The organism is Aquimarina sp. AD1 (genome assembly GCF_003443695.1).
In the GTDB taxonomy this organism is placed as follows: Bacteria; Bacteroidota; Bacteroidia; order Flavobacteriales; family Flavobacteriaceae; genus Aquimarina; species Aquimarina latercula.
On the sequence record NZ_CP031966.1, the window covers coordinates 4,765,602 to 4,779,298 of the forward strand.

A 13,697-nucleotide genomic window follows, 5' to 3' on the forward strand; every position below is an offset into this window, starting at 1 on the left:
ATAAAAAGAACCAGTTAACACTCGTTAACACTGGTTAACGGTTTGGTTAGCATTTGGTTTCCATATTTGTAGTGTACAAATCATATAAACTAAAATTAACATGAAAACACGGATCTTAACAGTAGTTACTCTTTTTCTTCTTTTGACTTCTTTTATTAACCACGCACAATCAACGTATTACAGGGGTCATGATGGAATTTTGTTAGATGAGGCAGAGTTAAAAGAAGCAGAAAGTAAAATGAAAGATAAAATCCAAAAGATCAATAAAAAAGCTGTAGTTGAGATAGAGATAAAAGACACAGATTTTAGAAAGGATTCGATAATCCATGATTTTGGTTTTCATGTAAATCTGAATGGTACTTTAAATTTAAAAACAAAGCTTAATTCATATAAAGGAAAAAAAATGTTAGCGTCTTCTTTAATAACATTACAAGGGGATCAAATAAATATTAGCGATTTAGAAGGAAAACCAACGTTGCTTAATTTTTGGTTTACTAATTGTCCTCCATGTATTGACGAAATGCCAGAATTAAATAAGTTAAAAGAACATTTTGGAGAACGTGTGAATTTTGTTGCTATAACCTATGAATCCAAAGAAAAAGTAGAAAAATTTCTAAAGAAATATAAGTTTGATTTCAGACATGTTATAGACGCTAGAGAATATACAGACGCATTAGAAATGAAATCGTTCCCTAATAATATTATACTTGATAAAAACGGCGTAGTAAAAAATATAGAAGGTGGAATACCTTATATAAGAGATGAAAATGGTGGAATGAAAATGGGAGAAGCTACAGAACTAAAACGTAAACTAGAAACCCTTTTAAAATAAACAAAAATGATAAGATTAATAATACTAATAACATTATTCGCTATAGCAAAAATTTCGGCACAAGATTTTCAAGGGATAGCAACCTATAGCACAGATAGGAAATTAGAGATACAATTAGATAGTACACAGGTGAATTCTGAAATGCAGAAACAGATTCATGAAATGATGCGTAAGCAATTTCAAAAAGAATATACACTACGATTCAATAAAGAAACATCAGTCTATAAGGAAGAAGAAAGTTTAGGAGCTCCACAACCCGCTTCAGGAATGCAAATAATGATCGCAGGATCTGGAGCCTCAGATATTCTTTTCAAAAATACAAAGGAAGAGAAGTTTGTTGCACAACGAGATATGTTAGGCAAAATGTTTTTAGTAAAAGATACTTTAACCCATTATAATTGGAAACTATCTAATGAAACTAAAAAAATAGGAAACTATAATTGTTATAAAGCGACCATGACCAGAACTCAGGAAATTATTAGGGATATACGAGTTAATGGAGAAGAAGAAAAATCCGAACCAGAAACGGAAGAGATTGAAGTAGTAGTATGGTATACGCCAGAAATACCCGTAAACAATGGTCCAGCAAACTATTGGGGTTTACCAGGACTCATTATGGAGGTTAATGACGGAGATTTGCGAGTTTTATGTAATAAAATTGTTTTAAATCCAAGTAAAAAAATAGAAATTGAGGAGCCAACAAAGGGTAAAGAAGTAACTGAGACCAGATTTGAAGAAATCATGCGTAAAAAAATGAAAGAAATGCAAGATAGAATGCCGCGCCGAGATGATGGTAATAGTATAGAAATTAGAATAGGAGGATAATCATAATCATCGATCAAAACAATCAAAAAATGAACAGGATTTTATTAGTATTATTCATACTTGTGTTTTTTAACATAAAAGCACAAGTAACCACTATACCTTTTGAAGAAGACGGCCTCGTTTTTATAAAGGTACGGGTAAATGATCAAGAAGAATATTTAGATTTTGTGTTCGATACTGGAGCATCGATTGGAGTTTTGGACAGTGCAGTGGCCGAAAGATTGAATATAAAATCTAATTATTCGCAAAATGCACAAGGTGCAAATGGATCGCAAACCTATAATATCGCTACAAATCAAACTGTCAAGATAGGAGCAGTCGTATTTGATAACTCGAATTTAGTTCTTGTAGATTTACAAAAGCTTTCTCAACGATCTGGTAGAAAAATTCAAGGTATCATAGGGTATGATGTTTTAAGGAAGTATCGAACAAGCTTTGATTTTCAGAAAAAAATGATCACATTATATAATGAAGGTGATTTGATTTCAGGATTGGATTTATACACTAAGATTCCAATGAAATTTGATGGAACACCTATTCCTCAAATTGATTTAACCTTTACTTTAAATGATGGTAATACGCTAACTGGAAATTTTCTATTTGATAGTGGTGCAAATATGAGTGTATTGTTTAATACACCATATGCTGTAAAAAATGATCTTAGAAATAGATCAGGAAAAACAATTAAAGGCAAGGCAAGAGGGCTGAATAAATCTACAACTTATACGAAAGGAACTATAGAAAAATTAAGATTCAGCGATTTCGAATTTACTGATTTACCAATTGATATTTCAGAAGGCAAAGAAGGAGTATCAGGCTCTTCCAATTATACTGGAATCTTAGGAGCACAAATTATTAATAGATTCAACATGGTACTAGATTATGAAAAGAAATTATTTTATTTCAAACCTAATGAAAAGTTTAATACTCCATTTGAATTTCCTACTAGCGGAATAGGTATAGAAAAGGTAGAAGGCAAAATATTAGTAAGTCATGTGGTACAATCTAGTGAAGCGTATGAAAAAGGTATTAGAGAAGGAGATGAATTACTTAAAATAGATGGATATGGTGGGAAGGAACTAAACTTTTGGAAGAAGCATTTAAAGCATGATCAAAAAAAGGTAGAAATAGAAGTAAAAAATAAATCAGGGGAAGTACATCGAGTAGTTATTTTATTGAAACGATTAATCTAATAGAAGACTGTTGTTTTTTTAGGATATAATTAACTTTTATTGATTAAACCTAGTGCTAATCATAGAGTCTAAATATTTTAAAACTGCCTAATATGAAGACTATATGTACATGGGTTACTATTCTTGTAACCTCTTTAACAATCGCACAGGATTTTCAGGGAAAAGCCTATTATTTCAGTAAAACAGGAATGGATATGGATTTTGGTAGACGACAAATGTCGGAAGACCAGAAAAAAGCTATTGCCGATAGAATGAAATCTGTCATGGAAAAAACCTTTGTGCTTACTTTTAATAAAAGTGCCGCGACCTATAAGGAAGAAGCACAATTAGATGCATCTGGTGGAGGTGGTGGAAGATGGGGAGCTATGCTTTCTGGTTTTACATCTAATAATTATTATAAAAGTATAAAAGATGGTCAATATTATGATCAACGAGAATTTTATGGAAAAAACTTCTTGATCAAAGATTCACTAGCAAAATATAATTGGACTTTAGTTAATGAGACTAAAAAAATTGGAAATTATACCTGTTTTAAAGCAACCACTACTAAAAAAGTGAATGAAGTGATGGACTTTAGAGCTATGAGAAGAAAGGCTAGGGAACAAAGAGATCAAAGAGAAAACGGATCTGATGATCAGGCAAATGCAGATAATGCTCCGGATATGCCAGAACCACTAGAAGAAATTGAAGTTACTGCTTGGTATACACCAGAAATTCCGGTAAACCAAGGACCAGGATCTTATTGGGGATTACCAGGTTTAATATTAGAAGTACAAGAGGGAAGAACAACACTATTGTGTAATAAAATTGTGCTAAACGCCGAAGAAAAAGAAGAAATCAAACCACCAACAAAAGGGAAAGATGTTTCACAAGCTGAGTTTGATGAAATTACAAAGAAGAAAGTGGAAGAAATGATCGAACAATTCAGTACACAACGAAGAGGAAGAGGAGGCTTAGGCGGAGGACGCAGAAATTAAAATTCGTTTAAAAAAATTAATCAAAGAAATGAAGCAAAAAATACTATATGCCATATTGTTGGTAGGAATCACTATGTCTGCACAGAAAGTTCAGATTACGGGATTTGTTAAAGATTCAGTTGGTAATCCATTAGAAATGGCAAATGTAATAGCCTATAAAAAAAGTGATAATTCCATGACCGCTTATGGAATTACGAATAGTAAAGGAAAATATGGTTTATCAGTTCCTGCTAATGAAACCTATTTACTTAAGGTAAGTTTTATAGGGCTTTCTGCAAAAGATAAAACTAGTATTGTAAAGACTGAAGATGTAAAAGTAGATTTCGAGATGACTTCAGAAGCAAATAGTCTTGATGAAGTAGAAATCGTTTATGAGATACCAGTAGTAGTAAAAGGAGATACATTGGTATATAATACAGATTCTTTTACCAATGGTAATGAGAAAAAATTAGGTGATGTTTTAGATAAGCTACCGGGGATAGAAGTAAATGATGACGGAGAAATAGAAGTCGAAGGAAAAACAGTTTCTAAAGTAATGGTAGAAGGAAAAGACTTTTTTGATGGAGATTCTAAATTGGCGACAAAAAATATTCCGGCAGATGCATTAGATAAGGTAGAAGTATTAAGAAATTATGAAGATGTTGGTCAAATGCGCGGCCTTCGTAATAACCAGGATCAGGTAGCGATTAACATAAAACTGAAAGAAGGTAAAAAGAATTTTTGGTTCGGAGATATAACCGTAGGAGCAGGAGTAGGAGAGACAGAACGATATTTGGTAAAACCTAAATTGTTTTATTATAATCCAAAATATAGTATTAATATTTTAACCGATTTTAATGATATAGGAGAAGTACCATTTTCTAGAAGGGACTACTTTAATTTTACAGGAGGTTTTAGAAATTTAGGTAGAGGAGGGACTTCTTTTAATATAACAAGTGATGATTTGGCATTTGCTGTGCTACAGAATGATCGAGCTAATGAAATTAACACCAAGTTTGGAGCTGCCAATTTTAGTATGTCTGCTAGTAAAACATTAGATATTAGTGGATATGGAATTGTAAGCAATACTAAAACAGATTTGATCACCAATACAAGAAGAACGTATATTGATGATACTGCTGATCCTACTGACAACACAATAGAGGAAACTTTTGATAATACAGAGCAACGTAGCACTTTAGGATTGTTAAAACTAAGTGCAAGTTATAGACCGAGTAGCAATTTTCGATTAGATTATGATGTTTTTGGGAAACTTTCTCAACAAGAAGAGGATGATACTTTTCTTTCTGTAAGAGATGATATTTCTGAAGATATTAACGAACGATTAGAAAATGACCCTTTTTCTGTACAACAAAATTTAAATGCATATTATACACTAAATTCAAAAAATATCTTCTCTTTTGAAGCTCAACATTTATTCCAAGAAGAAGATCCATTTTATAACGCTATTAGGTCAGAAATTCCTTTTAGAGGAGTTTTTACACAAATTAATGACCCTGCTGATCCGGATGTGGATACCTTTGATCCCTTAGAATCTTCAGAACGATATAATATCAATCAACAAAAAAATGTAACTACCAGTAAACTAGATGCTAAATTAGATTATTACTATGTGTTGAATAAAAAGAGTAATCTTAATTTTACGCTAGGATCCACATTCAGTAAACAAAACTTTGATTCTGATATTTTTCAAATTTTAGATGATGGAAATCAAAATAATTTTGAGTCAGAAGAATTTACTAATGATGTTACTTATAATTTTAATGATTTATATGCTGGAGTACATTATAAGTTCATTACTGGAATCTTTACCTTTAATCCAGGAGTTAGTATTCATAATTATGATTTAAAAGATGAGCAATTGGGGACTACTAATAGCCAGAATGAGTGGCAGGTATTACCAGATTTCTTCGCTTTAGTACAGTTTAAAAAAAGTGAGAGTCTGCGATTTAATTATTCAATTACCGCCAACTATACAGATATAAATAATCTGGCAGAAGGATATGTTTTTAATAATTATAACTCATTATCTCAGGGAAATAGAAGTTTAGAGAATGCATTGTACGATAACTACTCTTTAAACTATTTTAGTTTCAATATGTTTAATTACACCAATATCTTCGCTAGATTAAGTTATACCAATAGACGTAATCCTATTAAGAATACGAGTGTTGTATCTGGGATCAATAGGGTAAATACACCGATAAATTCTAATCTTGCCGATCAGGTTTTATCCGGTAGTGGTAATTTTACGAGGACTTTTGGTAAGATCAAAGGAAACCTAAGTGCTAATGTAAGTTGGTCTAGTTTTAATAATATAGTCAACACATTGCCTAGTGAGAGTATTAGTCTTACACAAACGTATCAGACAGAATGGTCTACAAATTTTAAGAAAGGACCTAATTTTGATCTTGGTTATAGTATTACAGTGAATGATTATGATAATAATGGTGCAGAAAGTACTTTCTATACCAGTCGCCCTTTTGCCAGATTAGATTGGACTTTTGCCAAAGGCTTCCTTTTAAAATCTTCTTATAGTTACTATAATTATCGAGATACCGAAACTACCTTAAATGAATATAGTTTTTGGGATGCAGAGGTGTTTTATCAGAAACCAGATAGTAAATGGGAGTATAAATTTTCCGTTACCAATTTATTAGATACTGAAAGTATCAATAGAGATAGTTTTAATGAATTATTTAATAGTACATCTAGCTATGTAGTGCAACCAAGATATTGGATTTTAAGTGTGAAATATAATCTGTAATTTTGGTTTTAGTAGCGATACAATATTGACATAAGTAGTTTAGGTTTTATAGGTGTATCTCGTTTGATAATAGGAGATTGGTGCTAAAATTGATTGATGAGGTGTATAGTTATATTGAGTGTGGCAAGTTACATGTTCAAGCAAAAAAGATTTTAGTATTCAAAAAAAGTAACGAAATTAGTTTTGGCTCGTCATCTTACTATGCATACAATTATTAGATTTGTTATTTCCGTAAGTGTCTTTTTATGTACGGTTATTTCCATTGCACAAAATGGCAACAAAACCATCACAGGGAAAGTTTTAGATAAAGAAAACAATCAACCGATTCCATTTGCTTCTATATACCTAAAAGGGCAGGCAATTGGTACAATATCGAATGAAGAAGGGAAGTTTGTTTTTCATATTTCTAATAGAGGAAATGGCACAGTTATAATATCTAGTTTGGGATATAGTTCTATAGAGAAAAATGTTGATGATTTTAATCTTGATCAGCAAATATTTCTAAGTGCAGAAGTAAATGCTCTTAGTGAAGTGGTGATTACAACGACAAAAAAGAAGAAATTATCGGCAAAACAGATAGTAAAAAAGGCATATCAGGAGATTCCTAATAACTACCCTGATCAGTCTTATATTCTAGAAGGTTTTGTTCGTGATTTGCAAAAAGAAGATAGTACATATGTAGAGTATTTAGAATGTGCAGCTAAGTTTTACAATCAACCTACAAATAAAGAAGTCGAAGCTAAAGTAGAGCTTGTAGCCATAAGGAATAGCTACATCGCAGAAAAAAATCCTTGGAACAAACAGTGGGAAAGAAAAAATTCAATTATCGACTTAATAGAAGATGATTTTATAAGATTTGATTATGGACCCATTAAAGGAAAAAATGGATGGAAATATGAATTGGAGGATATCTTACCTTATAATCAGAAGTATGTATATAAAATAAAAGGAACAGATGCACCTTTTCAGAAAGCAACACTATACATAGATACAGAATCTTTCGCCTTTGTAAGAATGGAGCTTACGCGAACTGCAAATAAAGGAAAATCGTGGAAAAGAAGATTAACACACGGAGGAGAACAAGTGTATTATAATGTGATTTTTGAATATCAGGAATATAGGAACAAAATGTACTTAAAATATCAAAGGGAAGAAGATACCTGGAATATTTATGATACTAAAACTCCTAGTAAATTACTATTTGTAAAAGAACCAAAAAAAGAATTGTTCGTAAACAAAATCATTGTAGATAATGTAGAGAAATACCCATTTACTCGAAATATGAATTCTGATAGTAGTATAGAAAATCACTCAAGCGAATACAATGCAGAGTTTTGGTTGAACTATAATGCTCCACAACAAACTAAAGAAATAAGCAAAATTGAGCAATACTTAAAAGGAACTAGTAACTAGTAGTAGTTTTATGTTATATCATTTGGTAAACATATATAACTAAAGTCACAGCGACAGCTCCAATAAGAATGCCTATTTTATTTTTAAATGTATTGTTTTTATAAGATGCTCTATTCTCCTTTTTAGACCAATAAAAAATCAAGAACGAGATAGCAATTACAGCGCAACCTATAGCCAGATATAATTTAGTCTGTTGATCAAAATAAGAAGTGTGATTTATTAGCGAGATACAGATGAAGAAGAATACAAGTAGTAATAACTTGCTGTTTTTTTGAATGGTTTGCATAGTGTTTACTTCTTTTGTTTAGATATTTTTTCTGCTAGTAGTAAAGCGTTGTAAGCGTTTACAATCTTACCGGATTTAGATAATTCTGAAAAAGCGACTATTTTTTTTGTACCATCTTCTTGTTTGATTTCAACATTAACATCAAAGGAACTTCCAGAATCCAGAAGTATTTTTTTTACTTGTTTGGCTGATAATTTTGGGTAATAAGATCTTATTAAAGCTGCAATTCCTGAAACAACGGGAGACGCAAGAGAAGTTCCTCCTGTAGTTGTATATTTATCGATTCCATATTCTGTAGTGTACATATTAACTCCAGGAGCAAAAACATCTACATGTTTTTTACCATAATTTGAAAAATTAGCTTTAAGATTTTGAATATTCCAACTACTCGCACCAACAACAATAAGATTATCAACAAATTCCTTTTCAGTATCGTCATAATCATTCAAGTAATACTTAATTGTATCATTGTTAGTGTTATTATTTCCTCCTGCTTTAATCAATAAAACATCTTTGTCTGCTGCATATTTTATTGCATCATTTACCCATTCCTCGTTTGATGAAAGTGTTTTTCCCCAGCTCATATTTATAATCTTAGCACCATTATCCACTGCATAACGTATGGCTAAAGCAACATCTTTGTCGTGTTCATCTCCACTTGCTACCATTACCACGGGCATTATCTTAATTTGATTAGAAAAACCTTGAATTCCTATATCATTAGCACGATTTGCAGCTAGGGTTCCTGATACTGCTGTGGAATGATGAAATGGTACATCTCCATCAACTATTGGACTACCATAAGTGTAATCTCCAATATTGTTAATGTCATCTCCTGATATTTCTCTCTCGTTATAATTAAGATTAAGTGTAATTTCTTTTTCTTTATTCAGATCATTGATGTATTTATTAATGTAATCTTCTGTAAGTTCATACTCGATAGAATTTCTATATCCATATAACATGTGCTGGATAACAGAGTCTTTTTTATAAACCGTTAATAAGCTATCTATGTCCACAATCTTGTGCTCTTTTTTTGGCAATATACTATCTAAAAAAGATTTACAATTAACAACAGCAAGTTTCCATAGTTCCATGTTTTTTAAGGTTTCTTTGTTTTCTGCAATATCATTTTTCCATTTTTGATAGGCTGAAGTATATAGTCGATAAGCTTTTATCAGATCATTCGGGATTTGATTAATTTTTTTACCACTAAAAAGAGCATTATACTTTTTTACAATCCGCGTACTTTCAAGAGGTGCGTATGAGACAAAGCTACCGCTTGTATTACTGAGGAAATCCCAACCGTTGATATCGTCGATATATCCATTTTTATCATCATCAATACCGTTATTAGGGATTTCGTTCTTATTATACCATATTTGATTCTTTAAATCTTCGTGATGTATATCTAATTTTGTATCCAGAACCGCTACAATAATCTCTTTCCCTTTTTTAGATTTAAAAATTTTATTATATGCTTTTTCTAAACTTATTCCGGGGATTGAGTCATTAATATAATCTTTATGATACCAGGTTTTTAGTTGTTCTTTGGATAGTCGTTTAGGTATATTTCTTCCTGTTATCTTAATTGATTGTTTTCCTTCCTTATGATCTGCGGATAAATTATATTCAAATTCTTTAATAACTACCTCATTATTTATTCTTATTCCTTTATACCAACCGTTTGAGAAATCATCTTTCTCGAATCCTCCATTTTCTATATTAACCTGCTTAAGGTTTCCATTTTCGTCTTCTAAGTATAATTTAAAATCATCAAAATAAAATGTTCCGTTGTAATGAACAATTCCTCCAAAGTTTAGTTTATCAGCTTTCTGATCTAGCTCACCAATAATTCCATATTGTTGCCATATGTTGGCAGTAATAGGTCGGTTGTTCATATTGTCAAAAAAAGCTGTTTCATTATTTTTAGTATCAACACGAACCCAGAGTCCTGCTTTTACGTTAGGGTCTTTTTCATTTCCTATAACTTTAACCCAACCTTGAAGTTTGAATTTCGTTTTCTTGTCAGTTTTTATCTCTATAGATTGTACGAAAGAAGCCCAATTTCTAGATACTTTTTGGGTTTGTGCTACCCCTTGATGTTGATATATAAGTGAAATGAGTACAAACAGCTTAGTGATTTTTGACATGGTATTACTTTTATTAGTATTGAATCCCCTTTATTATGATTATGAATTATATAGTCAAATTTATTCTTTCAAAGAAAATCATGATATTTAAGCAAATAGATTGCCAGTTATTAATTCATTAATTTCTTCAATAATTCAATTTGCCCAATGTGATAAGATTGGTGTTCTAATACATGAAGCCAGTGATAATGGTTGTTTTTATCAGAGATGGATGGTCTATTTTTCAACCAACCATTACTTTTTTTCTTAAAATTTTCTAGAGTTCTGCTTCTAATCTCATGAAAATAAGAAATGTAGTACTCAATATTAAAATTGACAAACGTTTCTTGTGCTTTACTATCCATTTTCAAAATTGATTCAAATCTCTTTTTTTCAGTATTATTGAATGTCCTGTTTTCAAATGTAAAAACCTGATAAAATGATTCAACTGCGGAAATATGCATTATTAATAGGGCTATAGAGTTTGATGTAAGATTTATTCTATAATCTAATTGATCAATAGTTAGATTTTGGATAGATCTAATCATTCTTATACTTACATCCTCTAACATCCTGAGTAACTCATAAACTTCACAATCGTAATCTTTTAAGTTTTTAAAATTGTCAGTGTAAGTGATTTTTAAATGAGATTCTTTACTGTATTCGGAAACTTCGGAAATAAAATTATATTCTAATATTTGATTAGGTGTTTCATTACCAATTCCTTGAGTCCATCCAGGAACTAACAATTGACTTTTAACTTTATCAAAATTTGGGTTATTAATTATCACTTCCTTCGTTTCTTTTTTGTTTGATAAAAAAAGTCTGAAGCTTTTAAAATAAAACTCTCCTTGATTCGTGCAAAATCCTCCAAAATAGAGTTTAGATGAATTTATATCAATTATACCGTTAACTTCATATTTCATCCATTGAGACGATTGAATACGCCTATCGGTCATATCATCAAAGAAATCAATACCTCCATCAGCATTTTCTACTCTAGCCCATAATGCAGCTGAGCTCTTTGGGCTTTTTATTTTTGCCTTGACTAATGCTGTCAATTTAAAACTATCGTATATCTTATTGGCTAGATCAATACACTGACAAAATGAATTCCAATCCTGAGATATTTTCAAAAATTTAACTATTTAGGTTGATAATCAGGATGACCTGTTTGCCAAAATGCAAAAGATAAAACATTAGTTACACTTTCTAAGCGTTTATCACTTGCTGTGTTGCTATGACCAGCATCAAAATCTATTTTAAGTAAAATAGGAGTTTTATTTTTATTAAAATCTTGAAGTTTTGCAGCAAACTTAGCAGAATGCCATGGCGGAACCCTTGAATCATTAATTCCTGAAGTAATTAATGAAGCAGGATACTCTTTTCCTTTTTCAATATGATAATATGAATCCATTTCCATTAAATATTGAAACTCTTCTTTGTTTTCAACAGTTCCAAATTCCTTGGTGTTATTCTTTCCATTATATCCAGTTTCTGCTCTTATCATATTTAGAAATCCAACATCAATAATGGAAGCCCCAAACAAATCTGGTCTTTCAGTCATAGCACGTCCAATTGTTATTGCACCCGCACTAGCCCCATTAATAGCTATTCTACCTTCGGAGGTATATTTCTTCTCTATTAAATATTCGGCACTTGAGATTAAATCTTTCCAACTATTAGCTTTTGTACTTTTAAACCCATTTTTATACCATAAATCACCTTTTTCTCTACCTCCTCTTACATGAGATACCGCAAAAACTCCACCTTCACTTACCCAAGTCAAAATTTTCTCACTAAAAGATGGAGTAATAGAAACTCCGTAAGCTCCATACGCTATCATGAGAACCGAGTTATGACTATTAAGCTCAACACTCTTTTTATAAATTAAAGATAACGGAACTGAGTTTCCATCATGTGAGGGGATTTCAAGTTCTTTTACTTCAAAATCATCAGTATTGTAATAACTACTTATTTTACTAATTTCAGCTTTCTTAAATTTTTTCTCTTCAAAATCGTATTCGTATCTCTTTTTATCACTTAACCAACCTTCAACAAGAATTGATAAATAATTATATTTCTTTCCTTTGGTTTGAACGGATATGTTTCCTGCTTTGACAGGTATTGTTAACTCCTTCGTTTTGTTAAGAGAATCTATTAGGAAAATTTTGGCTTCTACTCCATTTTTAATTGTAGTATATACTATTCCTCCCTTTATCAACCTAAGACTTCTAATAATCTCATTTTTTTTCATTGGAACAATGATTCTTGAATTATTTGTGTCTGGAGAACTTAAAGATGTCTTACAAATCTGAAAATTAGAAGCATTCAAAGAAGAGATATAAATCACACTATCTTTATCTCTTACAAACGATGTTACTTTATCTTTCTTGGAAAAAAGTTTCTTCCATTCTTTTTTATTATTTTCAATATCTTCAATACTAGTGTAATAATAATCTTGATAAATAGTAGCTCCAGCTACTGCTCCGAAAAAGAATTTCTCATCAGGATCCTCAATATATGCAATTGGAATATCCACAGGCTTCATCTCAATATCTGGATTATTTATTCGTGAAAACATTTTTCTTGGAGATGAATTTAAAGGGTGATAAATAAATTCCATATCCATATAGGCATCTTTCTTATCCTTTGTGTTTCTAACCTTATTATATAATATAGCTTTGCTATTTGGTGACCAATAAGCACCTCCATATGATGGTAAACAATTAGAAATTTTTAAAGGTAATAAAGTTTTCGACTTTACATCCAGAACTCTCAATTCAGAAAACTCATCTCCGTTTTTTGAAAAAGCTATTATAACTTTATTTCCGTCCCAATCAGGGCGAAAATAACTTATATAGGAGTCTTTTTCTATATCCGAAGAGCCAAATAGATATGTTTCTTCCCCGTTTAATCCATTCTTGTAATAAAGGTCTGAAAATTTTTGAGTCGAAAGTCTTTTAAAATAAAAGAACTTATTGTTTTTCGTTATTAAAACATTACTTACGAACTCATTTTGAGTACCTAAAATTTCTTTTTGTAATGAAACCAATTGGGGACTATTAGGTATGTTCTCTAATATTTTATTACTTCTAACACTTTGATTTTTGAACCATTGTATTACTGAGGAATCTTTTAAATTCTCAAGTTTTCTATATTCGTCAAAAATTATTTGACCATGATAATTATTTGATGTGGTTCCTATAAATTTCTTATTCATTGATTGCTTATCCTTGCAACTAAGACTTACAATAAATATCAAAATGAAA

General features: G+C 31.0%; 10 protein-coding genes. 6 read left to right on the top strand and 4 right to left on the bottom strand.

Annotated elements, in window-relative coordinates; translation table 11 throughout:
- Nucleotides 1–100: 100 nt before the first annotated feature.
- From D1815_RS20400 to D1815_RS20425, 6 genes are all read left to right on the top strand, one after another.
- Nucleotides 101–832 (top strand): TlpA disulfide reductase family protein, encoded by a 732-nt coding sequence (locus D1815_RS20400; protein WP_118389067.1) that lies wholly within the window; start codon nucleotides 101–103, stop codon nucleotides 830–832.
- 6 nt (nucleotides 833–838) lie between these two features.
- A complete protein-coding gene (locus D1815_RS20405) occupies nucleotides 839–1,657 on the top strand; it encodes a GLPGLI family protein (protein WP_118389068.1) in 819 nt (272 codons plus the stop codon).
- A gap of 29 nt (nucleotides 1,658–1,686) precedes the next feature.
- A complete protein-coding gene (locus D1815_RS20410; protein ID WP_118389069.1) occupies nucleotides 1,687–2,850 on the top strand; it encodes an aspartyl protease family protein in 1,164 nt (387 codons plus the stop codon).
- Between the two features lie 92 nt (nucleotides 2,851–2,942).
- A complete protein-coding gene (locus D1815_RS20415; protein WP_118389070.1) occupies nucleotides 2,943–3,827 on the top strand; it encodes a GLPGLI family protein in 885 nt (294 codons plus the stop codon).
- Between the two features lie 28 nt (nucleotides 3,828–3,855).
- Nucleotides 3,856–6,594, top strand: coding sequence for an outer membrane beta-barrel protein (locus D1815_RS20420; protein WP_118389071.1), 2,739 nt, complete (start codon nucleotides 3,856–3,858; stop codon nucleotides 6,592–6,594).
- Between the two features lie 201 nt (nucleotides 6,595–6,795).
- Nucleotides 6,796–8,007 carry a carboxypeptidase-like regulatory domain-containing protein gene (locus tag D1815_RS20425; protein WP_118389072.1) on the top strand — a complete coding sequence of 404 codons (1,212 nt, stop codon included), beginning with the start codon at nucleotides 6,796–6,798 and terminating at the stop codon, nucleotides 8,005–8,007.
- A gap of 13 nt (nucleotides 8,008–8,020) precedes the next feature.
- Here D1815_RS20425 and D1815_RS20430 read toward each other — a convergent pair whose 3' ends face one another.
- The 4 genes from D1815_RS20430 to D1815_RS20445 form a co-directional block, all read right to left on the bottom strand.
- The gene (locus tag D1815_RS20430; protein WP_118389073.1) at nucleotides 8,021–8,293 is read right to left on the bottom strand and encodes a hypothetical protein; all 273 of its coding nucleotides are present in this window, start codon (nucleotides 8,291–8,293) and stop codon (nucleotides 8,021–8,023) included.
- 5 nt (nucleotides 8,294–8,298) lie between these two features.
- Nucleotides 8,299–10,446 carry a S8 family serine peptidase gene (locus D1815_RS20435; protein ID WP_118389074.1) on the bottom strand — a complete coding sequence of 716 codons (2,148 nt, stop codon included), beginning with the start codon at nucleotides 10,444–10,446 and terminating at the stop codon, nucleotides 8,299–8,301.
- 110 nt (nucleotides 10,447–10,556) lie between these two features.
- Nucleotides 10,557–11,561: a DinB family protein gene (locus D1815_RS20440; protein WP_118389075.1), complete on the bottom strand. Its 1,005-nt coding sequence runs from the start codon at nucleotides 11,559–11,561 to the stop codon at nucleotides 10,557–10,559.
- A gap of 8 nt (nucleotides 11,562–11,569) precedes the next feature.
- Nucleotides 11,570–13,648: a prolyl oligopeptidase family serine peptidase gene (locus D1815_RS20445; protein ID WP_162897374.1), complete on the bottom strand. Its 2,079-nt coding sequence runs from the start codon at nucleotides 13,646–13,648 to the stop codon at nucleotides 11,570–11,572.
- Nucleotides 13,649–13,697: the final 49 nt, after the last annotated feature.